This is a genomic window from Mycolicibacterium houstonense, from assembly GCF_900078665.2.
In the GTDB taxonomy this organism is placed as follows: Bacteria; Actinomycetota; Actinomycetes; order Mycobacteriales; family Mycobacteriaceae; genus Mycobacterium; species Mycobacterium houstonense.
This window is the reverse complement of record NZ_LT546208.1, coordinates 673585-691043: the sequence shown is the minus strand read 5'-3', so window position 1 is coordinate 691043 and position 17459 is coordinate 673585. Positions and strand designations below refer to the sequence as shown.

Below are 17459 nucleotides of genomic sequence, written 5' to 3'. Positions count from 1 at the left end.
AATCACGTGGAACACCCCCGGTCCGGTTGGGCCGGGGGTGTTTTCGTCTGCGGTCAGTGCACCGAGCCTGCGCTGAGATCGCAATTCTCGACCAAATGACGGTCTGAGCGCAGTTTCGAAGAACTACGCGCGGCCTCGATGAGTTTTTGAGCTTTTGCCGGTCGGAACGGTATGACTGACGAAACCATGAGCGCCGCGTGCGCCATCAACGCGCCGGCCGAAACCGTGTTCGCGGTATTGTCCGACCCGACCACCCATCAGGCGATAGACGGCACGGGCTGGGTGCGGGAGTCCATCGACGGCAAGCAGCTGACCGAAGTGGGCCAGGTCTTCCGAATGGCGATGTACCACGACAACTACGGCGGCATGCACTACGAGATGGCAAACCGGGTCGAGGTTTTCGAGCCGCCGCGGGCGATTGCCTGGCTACCGGGCCAAGGCGCCGACGACGCCGATCTCGACTTCGGCGGCTGGATCTGGCGCTACGACCTCAAGCCGGTCGGCGACGACCGGACCGAGGTTACGTTGACCTATGACTGGTCGGCGGTGCCGCAGACCATTCGCGAGAACATCGATTTCCCGCCTTTCGACCGACAGCACCTGGACAACTCGCTCAAGCACCTCGCCGGGCTGGCGCAGGATCGGATCTAGCGCGTCGGCTGAATGGATACGAGCCGGAACGCGTCGGGCCGCGCGTCGTCAGTCACGAAACGCACGACGAGGCTGTCACGGGGAAACTTGGTGGCCAGGTCATTGAGGGTCCTGGGGAGAAACACCCGAGCCTTGGCATTGCCGTACCAATTCGGATCGGAAGGCGACGTATCAAGGCCACCGATCCTGTCGATTTCGGTGTCCCACTGCTGAACCGGATCCGGCGCAGTGTCACCGAATCCCGCCGATTTCAGGTAGGCATCTGCTTGTCCCGCAAGGGTTATCGCAGGGCCGCCACCGACCGGCGCTCCGGTGATCGTTCCATTGATGACATCGGCCGTCACCGACGTCAGTCGCGCCGTGCAGACGCCGTCTGAGACGTTGGCGGACACACAGAAATCGGGCAGCGGCGCCGCATGAGCCGGGGGGACGGTGCACACGGCGGGTATAGCCAGGCCAGCAGCGACGGCACCGAAACGGGCCATCGCCCGGCGGCAGTCTTTCGGCATCGGTGTCCCTCCTTCGGACGTGACGACCAACTGCACAGTATTTCGGCCTGATCACCACAGGAGTTACACGGCCACGCCCACGAACTGGAGTAGTCGACTACGCGCGCGGAACCTCTGGGCGGGCTGTCAGTGTCAGATCGACACATCACACAGGAGGGGCATCATGGCACAGAAGATTTCATTGTTCTCGAACAAGTTTCCGAACCGCTTCGTCATCGACCGGCAGGGCTTGGTCGACATCGACGTCGTGGAAACCCATCAGGACCGCCTGGACGCTTCGTGGGAATGGACCGGGGCCAACCTGGTGGTGGGCCCAGGAGGAGCGCCCGCACAGGGTTTCGGTCAAAAGGGTCGACTGCGGAGAGCCGGTTTCATTTCGGGTAACTTTTGGCTGACGATCGCGGATTTCGACGGAAACCGCATACACAGCAAGTTCATTGACGAGGCCATCGTCGACCCTGATGTTGTCGAAGAGGTTCGCCAGAACTCGACGTTCATCCTCGAAAAGGGGCTCATCGACCCGAACCATGTCTCATTCCGGTCCGCGCGATTCCCGGACTTGGTCATTCAACAAGTCAATTTCCAGCTGTTCGCCAAACCGGCGAGACCACAGTTCCCAGAGGAGTTTCAGGCCGCGACGTTCCGAATTGTCCAGCCGGCATTGGACGCAAGCAACGAGTAATCGCCTCGACGGCGATCTGTCGCGCGATTTCGCGGCGCGACACGTCGTGCGGCAGGGCAATTTCTGACGCCGAGTAGTTCACAATTCGGACATGACGGAACCGCGGGAGTTACCGCGTGGGATCTCACGTCAGACGTTCCTGCGGGGTGCCGCCGGGGCGTTGGCCGCCGGAGCCGTGTTCGGATCGGCGCGGGCCAGTGCAGATCCATCCGGCTGGGGTGACCTCGCCGCCGCCATCCAGGGACAGGTGATCCTGCCGGACAGCAGTGGGCAATTCGATTCGGCCAAGGCGGTTTTCAACACCAACTTCAACGGCCTTTCGCCGGCCGCCGTCGTCACCCCGAGTTCGGCGGCAGACGTGCAGAAGGCGATGGCATTCGCCGCCAACCACAACCTCAAGGTCGCACCTCGCGGCGGCGGACACTCGTATGTTGGCGCATCCACGGCGAACGGCACCATGGTGCTGGACCTGCGCCAACTGCCCGGCGACATCAATTTCGACGCGGGCACCGGGCATGTCACGGTGACGCCCGCGACCGGTCTGTATGCGATGCACCAGGTTCTGGCCGGAGCCGGCCGGGGGATCCCGACCGGCACCTGCCCGTCGGTCGGCGCGGCCGGGCACGCCCTGGGCGGCGGGCNGGACAAGCGCACCTTCAACTACCTGGACCTGGTGCGCTACCTGGCCGTCAACAATCTCAACCCGTCACCGCTCGGCTATGTCGGCGGCTCCGACGTTTTCCAGACGATCACGCCGGCTGTCGCCCAGGGGATCGCCGCAGCGTTCAACGCCTTCCCGTCCGGGGCGGGCCGCCCGTTGGTGATCATGCATGCGCTCGACGGCGCGCTCGCCACGGTGGGGCCGGGGGACACCGCGTTTCCGTGGCGGCGCCAATCCGCTCTGGTCCAGTGGTATGTCGAAACCGCCGGTTCGCCTGCACCGGCGGCCAACTGGCTCACCACCGCACATCAGGCCGTGGCACCGTATTCGGTCGGCGGCTACGTCAACTACCTCGAAGCGAACCAACCGGCGTCGCGGTACTTCGGTGCCAACACCGCCCGGTTGGCCGCCACCCGGCAGAAGTACGACCCGGGCCGGATCATGTTCTCGGGCTTGAACTTCTGAACGCCGCGGCTAATCGGCCAGCGTCACGTCGAGCGACGCCAGCCGGCGGGCATCGCCGATGATGTCGATGGCCTGGATGCGCCCGTCGCGGATATCGAGGAGCAGCACGGATTTCAGCCGGCCGGCGGGTGCGACGACGACACCGGGGACGCCGTCGATGACCGCGACCTCGCCGCCGCGGGCCACCCCGGCGAACATCTTCGACTCTTCGGCGAACTCGCGCGCACCGTGCAGTTCGGTGGGGACGTGCGCGGGCACGAGCCTGCGATCGACGCGCCGAACCACATCGGGGGCAAGCAATTTCAGCAGCGTTGTCAGATCGCCGTGTTGGGAGGCGGCCAGGAAGGCGCGGGCGATCTCGAGTTGCTCGGCTGTCGGGCGCCGGGACACCGACGGATCGCCGTGCAGCTGTGCCCGGGCCCGGCTGGCCAGCTTCTTCGCCGTTACCGCCGAGCGGTCCAGCAGCTCGCCGATGTCGGCGAACGGCACGGCGAAGGCGTCGTGCAGCACGAAGGCGACTCGCTGGTCGGGTGAAAGCCGGTCGAGCACCACCAACAGGGCCCGGCCCACCGACTCGGCCATCGCGACCTCGTCGTCGGCACCGGGGGAGACGGCTGCCGGTGCAACCTCGTCGGCGACCAGCACCTCACCACGGCGTTTCCGCTCCCGCAGGCGGTCGAGACATTCGCGCGCGGTCACCGTGGTGAACCAACCGGTCGGGTTCCTCACATCGGCGATGCCGTGCTGGCTGACCTTCAGCCACGAAGCTTGAACCGCGTCCTCGGCGTCGTGCGTGGAACCCAGTAGCCGATAGGCCACCGCGCGTAGATGGCCGCGGTCTGCCTCGAATCGCTCGGCCAGGGCTTGTTGATCCATCCGGTCACCTTTCGGGCGCGGCAGACGTCATCTCTATGAAGAGACACCTCACGGAGGAGATGACACCGATGACCCTACAACTGGACATGATCGCGGCCCTGGTGGTCATCATCACCGCGGTGGCCAACGCGGCGATGGCTGTCGCAGATCTGGTGGGCGCCCAGATGGTCCTGGCCAATTCCGCCGAGGTCGGTGTTCCGCGAAGCTGGGTAACGCCGCTCGGGTTGCTCAAAGGCGCGGGTGCGGTGGGGCTGCTGATCGGCGTATTCGCGTACCCGCCGCTCGGCGTCGCGGCCGCTGTCGGTCTTGCCGCGTTCTTCGTCGGTGCGGTGGCGACTCACATCCGGACGCGCGTGTTTCACAACATCGCCTTCCCCGGCACGTTTCTGGTCCTCGCGATCTTGTCACTCGGTGCATTCCTCGCCGGATGATCCGTCGGTCCGGCTCCACGGACGAGCGCCATCGGCCTAGCCTCGAACCCGATGGTTCTCACCGGGCACTGACGAGCGAAGGAACCGAGTATGCGAGCAACCGTGATGTATGAGGCCGGCGACGTGCGCGTCGAGGACGTTCCGGACCCGGTTCTGAAGGAACCGACCGACGCCATCGTGCGGGTCACCCGCGCGTGCATCTGCGGCAGCGACCTGTGGCCGTACCAGTCCATGCCCCACAAGGACGGTGGCCGACGGATGGGGCACGAGTTCATCGGCGTGATCGAGGAAGTCGGCGGGGACGTGTCCGGCCTTCGGCGCGGTGATCTGGTGGTGGCCCCGTTCGTCTGGGCGGACAACACCTGTGACTTCTGCCGGGAGGGGCTGCAGACGTCGTGCCGACACGGCGGTGGTTGGGGCGCACCCGGTGTCGACGCCGGGCAAGGTGAGGCGGTGCGTGTTCCCCAGGCGCAGGGCACCCTGGTGAAACTTCCTGTCGGCGAGGACTCGGCGCTGATGCCCTCACTGCTGACCCTGTCCGACGTCTTCTGCACCGGACACCACGGTGTGGTGACCGCAGGGGTGGGCCCGGGATCGACGGTGACCGTGATCGGCGATGGCGCGGTGGGCCTGTGCGCGGTGCTCGCCGCCAAACGTTTGGGCGCCGAGCAGATCATCCTGAACGGCCGCCACACCGACCGCACCGATCTGGGCCGCGAGTTCGGTGCCACCGACGTGGTGGCCGAGCGTGGCGACGAAGCCGTGGAGCGGATCCGCGAACTCACCGGCGGTGACGGCACCCACGCGGTGATCGAGTGCGTCGGGACCGAGGCGTCGCTGGCCACCGGGCTCGACGCGGTCCGGTCCGGCGGCCGCGTCAGCCGGCTCGGAGTGTCTCAATACACTCAGGTCCCAATGGGTTTCGGTACATTTTTCCGCAACGTCACCCTCACCGGCGGCGTCGCGCCGGCCCGGGCCTACATCGACGAGCTCATGCCCGATGTGCTCGACGGCACCATCGAACCCGGCCGGGTGTTCGACCGCACCATCGGTCTCGACGAGACTCCGGATGGGTACCGCGCGATGGCCGACCGCGAGGCGCTGAAGGTGTTGATCCAGCCATGACGGTGCTGCTGCAGGAGCGCGACGACCGCGGCGTGGTCACCCTGACGCTGAACCGCCCCCAGGCGTTCAACGCGTTGTCCGAGGAGATGCTGACCGCGCTCGGTGAGGCGCTGGCCGCGCTGGCCCAGGATGATTCGGTGCGTGCCGTGGTGCTCGGCGCGTCGGGCAAGGCGTTCTGCGCGGGCCATGACCTCAAGGAAATGCGGGCCGAACCGTCAATGGAGTACTACCAGCGGCTGTTCGCCCAGTGCACCGCGGCGATGCTGGCGATTCAGCGCCTGCCGGTGCCGGTGATCGCGCGGGTGCAGGGTCTCGCCACCGCTGCGGGCTGCCAGCTCGTCGCGATGTGTGATCTCGCGGTGTCGAGCGAGGACGCGCGCTTCGCGGTCAGCGGAGTCAACGTCGGGCTCTTCTGCTCGACCCCGGGAGTCGCGTTGTCGCGCAATGTGCCTCGCAAAGCCGCCTTCGAAATGCTGGTGACCGGCGAATTCGTCTCGGCCGCCGAGGCTCGCGCACTGGGACTGGTCAATCGGGTGGTGCCGGTCGACGCCCTGGATGACGAGGTCGACACGTTGGTCGCGAGCATCGTGGCGAAGCCGCGGGTCGCCGTCGCGATGGGAAAGGCGTTGTTCTACCGCCAGATCGACGTCGACATCGAGTCCGCCTACGCGGACGCCGGCGACACGATGGCCTGCAACATGATGGATCCGAGCGCGCTCGAAGGTGTGCAGGCGTTCATCGACAAGCGCCCGCCGGCCTGGCGGGGTGTCAGCGGCGCTGCAACTCGATGACGGGGATGACGCGGTCGGTCTTGGTCTGATACTCGCCGAATCCAGGGGCCCGCTCGACGATGCGCGGGTAGGCCGCGTCGCGCTCGTCCCTCGGCATCTCCCGCGCGTGCACGTCGTATGCGTCGGTGCCGATTTCGATGTGCGCATCGGGATGCGCGCGCAGATTGTGCAGCCACGCTGGGTCGACGTCGGCGCCCGCGTAGGAGCCGACGATTGCGAGCTTCCCGTCGAGATCGAAGGCCATCACCGGGTTGACGCGCTCCTTGCCGCTCTTGGCGCCGGTGGTGTGCAGCAGCAGCAGGGTCGCGCCCTCGAACGGGCCGCCGACCTTGCCTCCGTTGGCGCGGAACTCGGCGATGATCTGGTCGTTCCAGTTGTCAGTCATGACTTCCTTACTACGCCGCGATCTGGTGACCGTGCACTCGGATCACCAAAAACATGTGTGCCCGGGATCGGGATGCACGGCCTCGCCGTCAGGCGGCGCGGCGGTGTTGTGGACGCGCCGAGGGCATTGCGTCGTCCCCGCTTTCAGTGCTTTCCGTGCGGTAGTTCTGCAGGTACCGGTCCACCTCGTCCCGGCGCAGCGGGGTGGAGAAGATGCTCACGTTGTGGGCCGCGGCATCCGGCAGCCTGGCTTCGCTGAGGCGACGGGCGCCTTTGCGGAAGCCGGCCACCGCGCCGCCGAGGCTCGCGATCAGGGCCGTACCGGCGACCAGCGCCAGATCGCTACCGAACGCCAGGGCCGTGACGAACAGTCCGAGCGAGACGAAGCCAATGAGCAGCAGAACGTACGCGATGTTGGAGATCGGTAACCGTCCCGGAACCTTCAGCATGTGATCACCTCACGAACTCGACAACCAGTAAAAGTACTACGCTACGCGTAGCGTAGCGATTGCTACGTATAGCGTAGCGCACAGCGGGCGCGGGTTGTTCCCGCGACAAGAGGGGCGACCGGACGGGGGGGCAGATGGTGCAGCGGCGGGTCGAAGAAGGCATCGCCGAATCGACACTGCACCTGTTACGGACCGGAGGGCCTCGGGCGGTGACCGTGGAAGCCGTTGCCGCGCATTCGGGAATCGCGAAGACGACGATCTACCGACGTCATTCGAACCGCCGAGACATGTTGGCCGGTGCACTGTCGGGTCTCGTATCGCCGGGGCCGTTGGATCCTGACGCGACTGCCCAGGATCGGCTGCGCTGGTTGATCACCCACGCCATCGCGATGGTGGAGGGTGGCATCGGTCTCGGGGGGCTCGCGGCGTTGCTCACCGAGGATGATCCCGAGTTCACCACGCTGTTCCGGCGGATCCTCATCGACCAACGCACGGCGCTGGCAGAGGCGATCGACGACTCCAAGGCCGACGGTTCGATGCGCGCGGACGTCGACACGCCGACCCTGATCGACGGGGTGGTCGGTGCGTACATCGCCGAATGCGCCCGCACCGGTGGGATCGAAGAGGGCTGGCAGGAGCGGTTGTTCGCCCTGTTCTGGCCCACGGTGCGAGCGGTGGATTAGTGCCAGAAGGGGATGGCGGCGCTCACCGGGCGGTCGTCGTGATGTGCACCGACGAGGTCAAGGTCTGATGCACCGGGCAGCGCTCGGCAATGTCCATCAGCCGCTGCCGCTGAGTGTCGTCGAGGTCGCCCACCAGTTCGATCTCGCGATCGACATGGTCGATCATGCCCTTGGTGGTCTCGCAGTCCGCACAGTCTTTCGCGTGGATGCGTGAGTGCCGCAACGTCACTCGCACATGATCGAGTGGCCAGCCCTTGCGGTTCGCATACATCCGTACCGTCATCGAGGTGCAGGCACCCAGGCCGGCGAGCACCAGGTCATACGGATTCGGCCCGGCGTCGTCACCGATGGGGCGCGGCTCGTCGGCGATGAGCTGGTGGCCTCCGACGGTGATCTGCTGGGTGTAGGTGCCCGTGCCTGATTCGGCGACGGTCACATCGGCTGCCATGTCATCTCCTCTGCGAAACTGAACGTTGGATCGGATCGTGCCCGATTTACGGCTTCCTGCAATCAGTTTTGCGTATTCGCGATATCGCGGTCGTTGCCGACCCCTGAGCATGCCCGCTCGGTTCGCGTACGCTCTACGTAGCTACACCGTAGGTGCGTAGGCAAGTGATTCGGACGGAGGCGCAGTGGGAAGTTCTCGGCAAGGTGACATCAGGAGGGACGCCATCCTGCTGGCTGGGCTGATCGCGATCGCCGCCGCACTGATCCTGTATCTGGTGATGAACGGTCGCGGTGACTCCAGGCCCGAGACCGCCGGTGGCCCACCCGCGGCGGCNCTGCACCGGAGCCGGCCGCGCCGGAGGAGAGCGCCGTGCCGGACGAGTCGTCAGGCTACTATCGGGCTACGTAGGTGGCGAAACGGACGGTGTGATGGCGTTACGGGAATTCGGTGAGCTCGAAGCCGTGGTGATGGCGATCCTGTGGGACCGCGAGACGCCGACGACGGTTCGAAGTGTCTTCGACCAGCTCAAGGACCAGCGTCAGATCGCCTACACAACCGTCATGTCGACGATGGACAACCTGTTCCGCAAGGGATGGCTGGACCGCGAGAAGGTCGGGCTGGCCTACCAGTACGTGCCCAAGATGAGCCGTGAGGAGCACACGGCGCGGTTGATGCACACCGTGTTCGAGTCGGGCGGCGACAGCGAGCTCATCCTGAACTTCTTCCTGGACCGCATCGGCGACGACGAATCGGCCAACCTCCGTAGAGCGTTGCGCCGCCACGCGAAGGGCGGCTCGCAATGAATGCGGTGACATTCCTGCTCGTCTACGCGGTGACGCTGAGCTGGCTGGCGCCGGTGATCCTGCCCGGCCGCAGGGCGGGGGGCATGCGGCCGGTGCTGGCCGTGGCGGCGTGGACGGGGGCGATCGTCTCCTGCCTGGGCGCCTGGATCGCCGCGCTGATGATCCTGGTCGTCGGCTTGGTGCACAGTGCCGTGGACCGCACGGCGTTGACGTTCTGCGTCCAGGCGCTGGGTCTTGCGCCGACCACTCATCTACCGGCGCCGGTGGCCGTCGTCCTCGTCATCGCACTGATCGTCGTCACCGCATCGGTGGCCGTGCACACCGCCAGGCGCGTCATCGTCACACTGGCGAGCAGTCGGCGCAACAACCGTGACCACGCCGAGGCGATGAACATCGTCGGGCGGGCGACCGGCCAACGCGGCGTCGTCATGGTCGAAGCGCCTGAGCCCGTTGCCTATTGCGTGGCGGGCGGCAGGCGCCGCCTCATCGTGGTGACCTCGGGGGCGCTGCGGCATCTCGATGACGCGGGGCTGCACGCGGTGTTGGCGCACGAGCGGGCTCACCTCCGCGGACACCACCATCAGATCGTCGCCGTGCTGACCGCGCTGGCGGCCGCACTGCCGCGGATGCCGCTGATCGCGGCCGCGATGCGGACCGTGCCTGCCCTGCTTGAGATGTGTGCCGACGACGCGGCCATCCGCTCGAGCGGGCGGCGGCAGGTGCTGCGCAGCCTGGTTCTGCTCAGCACCGGCGGGCGGGNCCGACCTCGAGGGCTTCACCACTGCGATGCGCGGGACCACCTTCGATGCGGCCATCAATGCCGATCTCGTGCAGGGCAACCGCATCGGTGTGCCGAGTACTCCGGCCTTCCTCATCAACGACGTCCCGTTCCTCGGTGCACAGCCGACCGAGGAGTTCGTGCGCGCCATCGACGCCGCGGTGGGCTCCTCGTGAGCAGCGTCGGACTGCTCGGCGCATTCCTCGGTGGTCTTGCCTCGCTGTTGAGCCCCTGTTCGGCCCTGCTGTTGCCGTCGTTCTTCGCCTATGCCTTCGACCGGGTCAGCACCCTGCTGCAGCGGACCTTCGCCTTCTGGATCGGCCTGTGCCTGGTGCTCGTTCCGCTCGGTGCGGGAGTGGGCGCCATCGGGACCGTGCTGACCCGCTACCGCGACGTGGTGGCCGTCGCGGGCGGGGTGGTGCTGATCGGATTCGGTGTTGCATCCGTGCTGGGCAAGGGTTTCGGTGTTGCTGCTGCCGGTCGGGCCGCGGCGCGGATCAAAATCTCCACGACGATGTCGGTGGTCGCGCTCGGCGCGGTCTATGGTCTGGCCGGCTTCTGCGCGGGCCCGCTGCTCGGCGGCGTGCTGACCATGTCGGCGATGGGCGCGGATCCGCTCTACGGTGGCCTGTTGCTGGCGGTCTACGCGCTCGGTATGGCCGGGCCCCTGTTCGTCTTGGCCTGGGCCTGGGACCATTTCGGCCTCGCCGGACGGACGTGGCTGCGGGGCCGACCGCTGACGATCGGCCCGCTGCGCACCCATACGACCTCGCTGATCTCGGGCCTGGTGTTCATCGCGATCGGGGTGCTGTTCGTCCTGACCGACGGAACGGCCAATGTCGCAGGCGTGCTCAGCGTCGATGCCCAGTACGACCTGCAGGTGTGGCTGAGCCGGATCTCGTCGGCTGTCGGCGATCCCGCTGTGGCGCTCGCCGTGGTGCAGTGCGGTATCGGCTGGCTCGGGTTCCGGCTCTGGCGTCGCCNCCCCGATCGCCGACGGCGGCACCTACGGCGTCGGCACCGTCATCGTGGCCCGCTTCGACGAACCCATCACCGATCGGGCCGCGGCGCAACGCCGTCTGCGGGTCACCACGACGCCGGCCGTCGAGGGGTCCTGGTACTGGATGGACAACCAGAACGCGCACTGGCGGCCCGCCGAGTACTACCGGCCGGGTACCGAGGTCACCGTCGAGGCGCAGATCTACGGTGCCGACCTCGGCGGCGGGCTCTACGGCCAACAGGATGCCGCGGCCAGATTTCGGATCGGCGACTCGCACGTGTCGATCGCCGACGACGCGACCAAACAGATCAAGGTGTACGACAACGGCAGGCTGGTCCGCACCATTCCGACCTCCATGGGCATGGGTGGATCGGAAACCATTGGCGGAAAAGAAATCTCCTTCTGGACCCAACCCGGGGTCTATACCGTCATGGACAAGGCCAACCCGGTGATCATGGATTCGTCCACCTATGGGCTGCCGATCAATTCGCGGTTGGGCTACAAGGAGACGATCAATTACGCGGTGCGGCTGTCCAACGACGGCATCTACGTCCATCAGCTCGAAAGCACGGTGTGGGCGCAGGGGAGCACCAACGTCTCGCACGGCTGCCTGAACGTCAACGCGGACAACGCCCGCTGGTTCTACGACTTCGCCCAGCCCGGGGATGTGTTCGAGGTGCACAACACCGGAGGGCAACCGCTGCAGATCTGGCAGAACGGTGACTGGAGCGTCGGCTGGGAGCAGTGGCTCGCGGGCAGTGCGCTCTAGGGTGTCCACGACAAAGGCCCCGTCCCGGGCGGGGATGGGGCCTTTGTGGTTCGGCGGATGAGGTTTGCTGCGCGGGCTACGCGCTACGGCGGATGCCGCGCTTGAGCAAGAGTTCGCGCTCCGACTCGCTCAGCCCGCCCCAGATGCCGTAGGGCTCGCCGACGGCCAGCGCGTGTGAGCGGCATTGTGTGATCACCGGGCAGCTGCGGCACATCTCCTTGGCGCGCATCTCACGCTGCGCCCGGGCGCGTCCACGCTCGCCGTCGGGATGGAAGAACACCGACGAATCGACACCACGGCAAAGTCCCTGCATTTGCCAATCCCAGATATCCGCATTCGGTCCGGGAAGCTGCTGCGGCTGCGGCATGTGGAAAACCCCTCTCTGCGCGCCCATTTCGCCAATGCGGGCGGGTTTGAGTCGGTGGAACCGATGTGAGCTCGTGTCGCCGATGACCGCTCGTGCACACAAACTAGGGGGGCTGAATAAAGCGCGTCAATAGGCTGCACATGTGCTAAGGGACATAACCGCAGGTCGAGAATTTACATCACGTTCATCGTTGCGACGCTTTGGCTGAGACATGTCTGTTGCGGATCTGGCGATCGTCTTCGAGTTTCCCCAGTTCGGGCCGATTGCGGCGGCAACCGCAATTCCAGGCGGCCGATAGTTAGTTGACATGCCATTAACATTCGGGCCATCAATTGTTAACTAACAGACTTCGGGCAAAGTTGTTTTTGCGTATCCCGCGGGTACCGGGTTGCCCGGGGGACTCCGAGACCGCCGGTATTGATAACGTCGCAAATCGATGACTGCAAACGCAGAGGCCGCCGCAGTACTGGCCGACGCCGCCTTCGGGGCTGATCCGGGCCGCTGGCCACTGCCCAGCGCGACCACCCCGCACGAGCACTGGCTGAGGGCGGTGGCAGCCGGAGGCCAGGGCCGGTACGGCTGTGCGCTCACCGACCTCGCGGCGAAGATCGGAAGCCCGGCGGGTAGGGAAAGAGTGTAGATCTCGGTGGTCGACGGCACATTAAAAGAAAAGGGAANGTGCAGCGCCGGAGAACTCGACGCCGCGCGCGAGGTCGCCGACGGTGCGCTGCTGGCCGCGCAGAAGTCGGGATTGATTCCGCTGCGTTGGGCGTTGGCCTGTCTGTTGGCCGGTATCGGCAGCACTGCGCACGATGCTGTGGAAATCGGTCAGATCCGGGACCTCAGTGCCGATACAGTGCGCCGCAGAGGCGGTGTGTGGTCCGGCGCCTGATCCGGCACCGGCCGGGTCACACCCCGCCGATCGTTATTGTTTAGCTCAGCCATGCCACCGAGAGTGTCGGTGCCACGTAACGCTGGAGAGATCGCCCACGATGACAAGTTCGGGAGACCGTCTCGACATTGTCGTTGCTGAGGCAGTGGCTGGTGATCGGAACGCGCTCCGGGAAGTGCTGGAGATCATTCGGCCGATCGTCGTCCGTTACGTGCGGGCGAGGGTCGGGGCAACCGAACGCAGCGGTCTCTCAGCTGATGACGTTGCGCAGGAGGTTTGCTTGGCCGCCATAACGGCGCTGCCGCGCTACAAAGATCAGGGACGCCCGTTCCTGGCCTTTGTCTATGGCATCGCTGCGCACAAGGTTGCTGACGCGCACCGCGCGGCAGCCAGGAATCGTGCCGAGCCCACCGATGTGGTGCCCGAGCGGTTCTCCCTTGACGCGGGTCCCGAGCAGTCCGCACTCGACGCCGAATCCTCGGAACGGATGGCCCGGCTGCTGTCCGTGCTGCCCGAGAAGCAGCGCGAGATCCTGATCCTGCGCGTTGTGGTCGGCATGAGTGCGGAGGAGACCGCCGAGGCCGTCGGCAGCACTGCCGGCGCCGTGCGCGTCGCTCAGCACCGCGCGCTGGCCCGGCTCAAGACCGAGATCATGGCGACGGGACGTGACCATGCCTGATTTCGGTCGCTGGACGTCAAACGGTGGTGATCCGTCGCTCAACGAGATCAACCGGTCCGAGAAATTCATCGAGGCACTCTCGCTCGAGCATCAGGTCTATGCGACCGACCGCGAGGAGGCCGAACTGGCCGTCCTGCTGGCGGGGTGGCGCGACGAGGCCCGCCGCGCACCGATGTCGGGCATCGCGACGCCGCGCGAGGCGGTCGCCGCGCTCGACAAGGCCACCGCCAAGGGCCGGGTGCGTTTCCCGATGGCGCTCGTGGGCTCGATGGCCGCCGCCATGTTGTGTCTCGGCGGGTTCGGTGCGGCCGTGTACGGCGCCGGCCCGGGCGATCCGCTCTACGGTGTGCGCGGCATCGTGTTCGGCACTCAGCCGGTCAAGCGTGACGTCGCCGTGGAGTTGGCGTCGAACGAGCTGGAGCAGGTTCAGCAGCTGATCGCCGAGGGGCAGTGGGAACAGGCGCAGCAGAAGCTGGAGACCCTCACCACCACCGTGGCCACCGTCGGTGACGAGCAGCGCAAACAGGAACTCGTCGACCAGTGGCAGCAGCTGTCGGTCAAGGTGGAGAACCGCGACCCGAACGCGACCGTCCCGCCCGACGCACCGCCGGTGGTGCTGCCCGAGGTGACGGTGACGCCGTCGTCGCCGTCCGAGGTGCCCTCGGGCACCCTGACGAGCACCCCGACCACGACGCCGTCAGAGTCCACGCCCGGATCGGAGACGTCGGCCCCGACGTCCACGCCGTCGTCGAGCGACACGCCCACCTCGGGCGCCACGACCACGGTGCCGTCCACGACCGCGACACCCTCACCGTCCGGCAGCGCCGAGCCGACCACGACGAGTGCGGCGCCCCCGTCGACGTCATCGGCAGTGCAGACATCGCCGACGCACACATCGTCGGCCCCGACCACCTCGGCGGCTCCGGCCGTCGAGCTGCCGCCTGCCGTCACCACGACGGTGGCCCCGGTGGAGCCGACCTCGGTGCCCTCGGCACCGCCGGCACGCACCACGGCGGCCCCGCCCGCCGAAGACGGCGGTGAGGGGCAGGAGGGCCCGGCGGGCGGGCGTGGAGAGGCGCCGGAATTGCCGGCGATCGAATTGCCCCTGTTGCCGGGGCTAGGCGGTTCTCAGCGGTAGCCGTCGGTGTCCGACGTGGCCTCGTTGAGAGATGCGTCGGCGTAGCCGCGGCAGTAGTCCCACGTCACATACGCGTCGGGCTCGGGGTCGTAAGCCGGCTCGTGCGGGCGAACCGTGCCGTCGACCAGCAGCTGCAGCAGGTTGGCGCGCAGCATGTCCCAATCGTGGTAGTGGTCCTGCTGGCATTCGTCGCAGCACACCACGAGACCGCGGATTCCCTTGTGCGCCAACAACGCTTCGTACACCGCGAGATCGGCGAGATCAGCCTCGACAGCCGTCCGTTCCTGGGGGTCCAGTGGCTGGCCCGGCTCGATCGCATCCAGCGCAGCCGACGGATCGCAGGGATCGTCGGCAAACGGATCGGGTGGCAAACCAGGGGGAAGGTGGTCACGCACGTGTCCCACACTACGCAGCCGTGCAGCCATCGCGCCAGCCGTCCCGGCGCGCACGGTGATGTGCGTCCTGAGGTGCAAGGAACGGCAACATCACTGTCAATAACCGAGCCGATAGAATTGGGTTACACGCCCCACGCCTGCCACTGGAGGCCCCACCCATGTCGATCGCTGAAAGCAGCGTTCCCATCGCCGTACCGGTGCCGACCGGTGGCGACGATCCCACCAAGATCGCAATGCTCGGTCTCACCTTTGACGATGTTCTGCTGCTTCCGGCCGCGTCCGATGTGGTGCCCGCCACCGCCGACACTTCGAGCCAGCTGACCCGCAACATCCGGCTGCGCGTCCCGTTGGTCAGCTCCGCGATGGACACCGTCACCGAATCGCGGATGGCCATCGCCATGGCCCGCGCGGGCGGCATGGGGGTGCTGCACCGCAACCTTCCGGCCGCCGAGCAGGCGGCCCAGGTGGAGACGGTGAAGCGGTCGGAAGCCGGTATGGTCACCGACCCGGTCACCTGCTCGCCGACCAACACCCTGGCCGAGGTGGACGCGATGTGCGCCCGGTTCCGCATCTCCGGGCTGCCCGTGGTCGACGACACGGGCTCGCTCGTCGGGATCATCACCAACCGCGACATGCGCTTCGAGGTCGACGAGAACAAGCCCGTCGCCGAGGTGATGACCAAGGCGCCGCTGATCACCGCGCAGGAAGGCGTGTCCGCCGAGGCGGCCCTGGGCCTGCTGCGCCGCCACAAGATCGAGAAGCTGCCGATCGTCGACGGGCACGGCAAGCTGACCGGCCTGATCACGGTCAAGGACTTCGTCAAGACCGAACAGTTCCCGTTGGCCACCAAGGACAGCGACGGCCGGCTGCTGGTCGGCGCCGCGGTGGGCGTCGGGGATGACGCCTGGGCCCGGGCCATGGGTCTGGTCGACGCGGGTGTCGACGTGCTGATCGTCGATACCGCCCACGCCCACAACCGCGGTGTGCTCGACATGGTCGCGCGGCTGAAGCAGGCCGTGGGCGATCGCGTCGAGGTGGTCGGCGGCAACGTCGCCACCCGCGCCGCCGCCGCGGCCCTGGTGCAGGCCGGTGCCGACGCCGTGAAGGTCGGTGTCGGGCCCGGTTCCATCTGCACCACGCGCGTCGTCGCCGGGGTCGGTGCCCCGCAGATCACCGCGATCCTCGAAGCCGTCGCGGCATGCAAGCCCTACGGCGTCCCGGTGATCGCCGACGGCGGTCTGCAGTACTCGGGCGATATCGCCAAGGCGCTGGCCGCCGGTGCGTCCACGGCCATGCTCGGGTCGCTGCTGGCCGGTACCGCCGAGTCGCCGGGCGACCTGATCTTCGTCAACGGCAAGCAGTTCAAGAGCTACCGCGGCATGGGCTCGCTGGGTGCCATGCAGGGACGCGGCGGGGCCAAGTCCTACTCCAAGGACCGCTACTTCCAGGACGACGTGCTGTCCGAGGACAAGCTGGTGCCCGAGGGCATCGAGGGGCGGGTGCCGTTCCGTGGCCCGCTGGGCACGGTCATCCACCAGCTCACCGGCGGCCTGCGGGCGGCCATGGGCTACACCGGCTCGGGCACCATCGAGCAGCTGCAGCAGGCGCAGTTCGTCCAGATCACCGCCGCCGGGTTGAAGGAAAGCCACCCGCACGACATCACCATGACTGTCGAGGCCCCCAACTACTACACCCGCTGACCGGCGGGGCAGGAGACTGAGCAGTCATGCGCGACATGGTTGAAATCGGCATGGGCAGAACCGCCCGGCGCACCTATGAACTCGACGACGTCACGATCGTGCCGTCACGCCGCACCCGCTCGTCCAAGGACGTGTCGACGGCCTGGCAGCTCGACGCCTACCGCTTCGAGGTGCCCGTCGTGGCGCACCCGACCGACGCCCTGGTGTCGGTGGAGTTCGCCATCGAGATGGGCCGGCTCGGCGGGCTCGGGGTGCTCAACGGCGAGGGGCTGATCGGCAGGCACGCCGATGTCGAGGAGAAGATCGCCCAGGTCTTGGATGTCGCGGCGACGGCATCGGACGACTCGGCGGCGACGCGGATGCTGCAGCAGCTGCATGCCGCCCCGCTGGACCCCGACCTGCTCGGCGCGGCGGTGGCCCGCATCCGCGAGGCCGGGGTGACCACCGCGGTGCGCGTCAGCCCGCAGAACGCCCAGTCGCTGACCCCGACTCTGGTGGCCGCCGGGATCGACCTGCTGGTCATCCAGGGCACGATCATCTCCGCCGAGCGCGTCGCGTCCGACGGCGAACCGCTGAATCTCAAGACCTTCATCTCCGAGCTGGACGTGCCGGTGGTGGCCGGTGGTGTGCTCGATCACCGCACCGCGCTGCATCTGATGCGCACCGGCGCGGCCGGCGTGATCGTCGGCTACGGCTCGACGGCCGGCGTCACCACCAGCGACGAGGTGCTCGGCATCAGCGTGCCGATGGCCACCGCGATCGCCGACGCGGCCGCTGCCCGAC

General features: G+C 67.0%; 21 protein-coding genes and 3 pseudogenes. 16 read left to right on the top strand and 8 right to left on the bottom strand.

Annotated features, from left to right (window positions below; translation table 11 throughout):
* Positions 1-171: 171 nt before the first annotated feature.
* Positions 172-651 (top strand): SRPBCC family protein, encoded by a 480-nt coding sequence (locus tag BN4332_RS31445; protein WP_066904037.1) that lies wholly within the window; start codon positions 172-174, stop codon positions 649-651.
* Here the strand turns inward: BN4332_RS31445 and BN4332_RS31440 are convergent.
* Entirely contained in the window at positions 648-1160 is a 513-nt protein-coding gene (locus BN4332_RS31440) for a hypothetical protein (protein ID WP_235654348.1), read from the bottom strand. The genes BN4332_RS31445 and BN4332_RS31440 overlap by 4 nt on opposite strands.
* 163 nt (positions 1161-1323) lie before the next feature.
* Between BN4332_RS31440 and BN4332_RS31435 the strand changes: the two genes are divergently transcribed.
* Together BN4332_RS31435 and BN4332_RS31430 are read left to right on the top strand one after the other, a co-directional pair.
* A complete protein-coding gene (locus BN4332_RS31435; RefSeq protein ID WP_066904033.1) occupies positions 1324-1842 on the top strand; it encodes an AbfB domain-containing protein in 519 nt (172 codons plus the stop codon).
* Positions 1843-1933: 91 nt separating this feature from the next.
* Positions 1934-2968 carry an FAD-dependent oxidoreductase gene (locus tag BN4332_RS31430; protein ID WP_066904031.1) on the top strand — a complete coding sequence of 345 codons (1035 nt, stop codon included), beginning with the start codon at positions 1934-1936 and terminating at the stop codon, positions 2966-2968.
* Positions 2969-2977: 9 nt separating this feature from the next.
* Here the strand turns inward: BN4332_RS31430 and BN4332_RS31425 are convergent, their stop codons facing one another.
* Positions 2978-3844 carry a sigma-70 family RNA polymerase sigma factor gene (locus BN4332_RS31425; RefSeq protein WP_066904029.1) on the bottom strand — a complete coding sequence of 289 codons (867 nt, stop codon included), beginning with the start codon at positions 3842-3844 and terminating at the stop codon, positions 2978-2980.
* Between the two features lie 68 nt (positions 3845-3912).
* Here BN4332_RS31425 and BN4332_RS31420 point away from each other — a divergent pair, with 68 nt between their 5' ends.
* The 3 genes from BN4332_RS31420 to BN4332_RS31410 all read left to right on the top strand — a co-directional run bounded on the left by BN4332_RS31420 (position 3913) and on the right by BN4332_RS31410 (position 6191).
* Complete coding sequence (locus BN4332_RS31420; protein ID WP_066904113.1) at positions 3913-4275, top strand: DoxX family protein; 363 nt, start codon at positions 3913-3915, stop codon at positions 4273-4275.
* Positions 4276-4365: 90 nt separating this feature from the next.
* Positions 4366-5400 (top strand): zinc-dependent alcohol dehydrogenase family protein, encoded by a 1035-nt coding sequence (locus BN4332_RS31415; protein ID WP_066904027.1) that lies wholly within the window; start codon positions 4366-4368, stop codon positions 5398-5400.
* Positions 5397-6191 (top strand): enoyl-CoA hydratase, encoded by a 795-nt coding sequence (locus tag BN4332_RS31410; RefSeq protein WP_066904025.1) that lies wholly within the window; start codon positions 5397-5399, stop codon positions 6189-6191. The genes BN4332_RS31415 and BN4332_RS31410 overlap by 4 nt, the downstream gene beginning before the upstream one ends.
* On the opposite strand, the gene BN4332_RS31405 is transcribed toward BN4332_RS31410, so the two are convergent.
* A complete protein-coding gene (locus BN4332_RS31405; RefSeq protein WP_066904023.1) occupies positions 6169-6576 on the bottom strand; it encodes a nitroreductase family deazaflavin-dependent oxidoreductase in 408 nt (135 codons plus the stop codon). The genes BN4332_RS31410 and BN4332_RS31405 overlap by 23 nt on opposite strands.
* Positions 6577-6664: 88 nt before the next feature.
* Positions 6665-7024 (bottom strand): OST5 family protein, encoded by a 360-nt coding sequence (locus tag BN4332_RS31400; protein ID WP_066904021.1) that lies wholly within the window; start codon positions 7022-7024, stop codon positions 6665-6667.
* Between the two features lie 134 nt (positions 7025-7158).
* Between BN4332_RS31400 and BN4332_RS31395 the strand changes: the two genes are divergently transcribed.
* The gene (locus BN4332_RS31395) at positions 7159-7707 is read left to right on the top strand and encodes a TetR/AcrR family transcriptional regulator (protein WP_066904019.1); all 549 of its coding nucleotides are present in this window, start codon (positions 7159-7161) and stop codon (positions 7705-7707) included.
* Positions 7708-7729: 22 nt separating this feature from the next.
* Here BN4332_RS31395 and BN4332_RS31390 read toward each other — a convergent pair whose 3' ends face one another.
* On the bottom strand, positions 7730-8155 hold the full coding sequence (locus BN4332_RS31390) for an OsmC family protein (protein WP_066904017.1): 426 nt from the start codon (positions 8153-8155) through the stop codon (positions 7730-7732).
* Positions 8156-8583: 428 nt separating this feature from the next.
* Between BN4332_RS31390 and BN4332_RS31385 the strand changes: the two genes are divergently transcribed.
* A complete protein-coding gene (locus BN4332_RS31385) occupies positions 8584-8958 on the top strand; it encodes a BlaI/MecI/CopY family transcriptional regulator (protein WP_066904015.1) in 375 nt (124 codons plus the stop codon).
* Between the two features lie 22 nt (positions 8959-8980).
* On the opposite strand, the gene BN4332_RS34770 is transcribed toward BN4332_RS31385, so the two are convergent.
* Positions 8981-9205, bottom strand: coding sequence for a hypothetical protein (locus tag BN4332_RS34770; RefSeq protein WP_066904013.1), 225 nt, complete (start codon positions 9203-9205; stop codon positions 8981-8983).
* Between BN4332_RS34770 and BN4332_RS35255 the strand changes: the two are divergent.
* From BN4332_RS35255 to BN4332_RS31365, 4 genes and pseudogenes are all read left to right on the top strand, one after another.
* Positions 9117-9611 (top strand): annotated as a pseudogene (locus tag BN4332_RS35255) (M48 family metalloprotease); the annotation flags it as partial. The gene BN4332_RS34770 and the pseudogene BN4332_RS35255 overlap by 89 nt on opposite strands.
* 25 nt (positions 9612-9636) lie before the next feature.
* A complete protein-coding gene (locus BN4332_RS34975) occupies positions 9637-9912 on the top strand; it encodes a DsbA family protein (RefSeq protein ID WP_268811540.1) in 276 nt (91 codons plus the stop codon).
* Positions 9909-10418 (top strand): annotated as a pseudogene (locus BN4332_RS31370) (cytochrome c biogenesis CcdA family protein); the annotation flags it as partial. The gene BN4332_RS34975 and the pseudogene BN4332_RS31370, both read left to right, overlap by 4 nt.
* 304 nt (positions 10419-10722) lie before the next feature.
* Positions 10723-11505 (top strand): annotated as a pseudogene (locus BN4332_RS31365) (L,D-transpeptidase); the annotation flags it as partial.
* Between the two features lie 76 nt (positions 11506-11581).
* Here BN4332_RS31365 and BN4332_RS31360 read toward each other — a convergent pair.
* Entirely contained in the window at positions 11582-11872 is a 291-nt protein-coding gene (locus BN4332_RS31360; RefSeq protein ID WP_066904111.1) for a WhiB family transcriptional regulator, read from the bottom strand.
* A 992-nt stretch (positions 11873-12864) separates the two neighbouring features.
* On the opposite strand from BN4332_RS31360, the gene BN4332_RS31350 reads away from it, so the two are divergent.
* Together BN4332_RS31350 and BN4332_RS31345 are read left to right on the top strand one after the other, a co-directional pair.
* Positions 12865-13443 carry a sigma-70 family RNA polymerase sigma factor gene (locus tag BN4332_RS31350; protein WP_066904005.1) on the top strand — a complete coding sequence of 193 codons (579 nt, stop codon included), beginning with the start codon at positions 12865-12867 and terminating at the stop codon, positions 13441-13443.
* Positions 13436-14581 carry an anti-sigma-D factor RsdA gene (locus BN4332_RS31345; RefSeq protein WP_066904109.1) on the top strand — a complete coding sequence of 382 codons (1146 nt, stop codon included), beginning with the start codon at positions 13436-13438 and terminating at the stop codon, positions 14579-14581. The genes BN4332_RS31350 and BN4332_RS31345 overlap by 8 nt, the downstream gene beginning before the upstream one ends.
* Here the strand turns inward: BN4332_RS31345 and BN4332_RS31340 are convergent.
* On the bottom strand, positions 14572-14976 hold the full coding sequence (locus BN4332_RS31340; protein WP_003882245.1) for a DUF5319 domain-containing protein: 405 nt from the start codon (positions 14974-14976) through the stop codon (positions 14572-14574). The two genes, BN4332_RS31345 and BN4332_RS31340, sit on opposite strands and share 10 nt — an antisense overlap.
* A gap of 158 nt (positions 14977-15134) precedes the next feature.
* Here BN4332_RS31340 and guaB point away from each other — a divergent pair, with 158 nt between their 5' ends.
* Entirely contained in the window at positions 15135-16676 is a 1542-nt protein-coding gene (gene guaB, locus BN4332_RS31335) for an IMP dehydrogenase (protein ID WP_066904003.1), read from the top strand.
* A gap of 26 nt (positions 16677-16702) precedes the next feature.
* On the top strand, positions 16703-17459 hold a 757-nt coding region (locus tag BN4332_RS31330; RefSeq protein ID WP_066904001.1), incomplete at its 3' end, for a GuaB3 family IMP dehydrogenase-related protein.

Excerpts from the sequence above, each read along its gene's own strand:
- BN4332_RS31445 (WP_066904037.1), top strand. The coding sequence starts at position 172 with ATGACTGACGAAACCATGAGCGCCGCGTGCGCCATCAACGCGCCGGCC.
- BN4332_RS31440 (WP_235654348.1), bottom strand. The coding sequence starts at position 1,160 with ATGCCGAAAGACTGCCGCCGGGCGATGGCCCGTTTCGGTGCCGTCGCT.
- BN4332_RS31435 (WP_066904033.1), top strand. The coding sequence starts at position 1,324 with ATGGCACAGAAGATTTCATTGTTCTCGAACAAGTTTCCGAACCGCTTC.
- BN4332_RS31425 (WP_066904029.1), bottom strand. The coding sequence starts at position 3,844 with ATGGATCAACAAGCCCTGGCCGAGCGATTCGAGGCAGACCGCGGCCAT.
- BN4332_RS31420 (WP_066904113.1), top strand. The coding sequence starts at position 3,913 with ATGACCCTACAACTGGACATGATCGCGGCCCTGGTGGTCATCATCACC.
- BN4332_RS31415 (WP_066904027.1), top strand. The coding sequence starts at position 4,366 with ATGCGAGCAACCGTGATGTATGAGGCCGGCGACGTGCGCGTCGAGGAC.
- BN4332_RS31410 (WP_066904025.1), top strand. The coding sequence starts at position 5,397 with ATGACGGTGCTGCTGCAGGAGCGCGACGACCGCGGCGTGGTCACCCTG.
- BN4332_RS31405 (WP_066904023.1), bottom strand. The coding sequence starts at position 6,576 with ATGACTGACAACTGGAACGACCAGATCATCGCCGAGTTCCGCGCCAAC.
- BN4332_RS31400 (WP_066904021.1), bottom strand. The coding sequence starts at position 7,024 with ATGCTGAAGGTTCCGGGACGGTTACCGATCTCCAACATCGCGTACGTT.
- BN4332_RS31395 (WP_066904019.1), top strand. The coding sequence starts at position 7,159 with ATGGTGCAGCGGCGGGTCGAAGAAGGCATCGCCGAATCGACACTGCAC.
- BN4332_RS31390 (WP_066904017.1), bottom strand. The coding sequence starts at position 8,155 with ATGGCAGCCGATGTGACCGTCGCCGAATCAGGCACGGGCACCTACACC.
- BN4332_RS31385 (WP_066904015.1), top strand. The coding sequence starts at position 8,584 with ATGGCGTTACGGGAATTCGGTGAGCTCGAAGCCGTGGTGATGGCGATC.
- BN4332_RS31360 (WP_066904111.1), bottom strand. The coding sequence starts at position 11,872 with ATGCCGCAGCCGCAGCAGCTTCCCGGACCGAATGCGGATATCTGGGAT.
- BN4332_RS31350 (WP_066904005.1), top strand. The coding sequence starts at position 12,865 with ATGACAAGTTCGGGAGACCGTCTCGACATTGTCGTTGCTGAGGCAGTG.
- BN4332_RS31345 (WP_066904109.1), top strand. The coding sequence starts at position 13,436 with ATGCCTGATTTCGGTCGCTGGACGTCAAACGGTGGTGATCCGTCGCTC.
- guaB (WP_066904003.1), top strand. The coding sequence starts at position 15,135 with ATGTCGATCGCTGAAAGCAGCGTTCCCATCGCCGTACCGGTGCCGACC.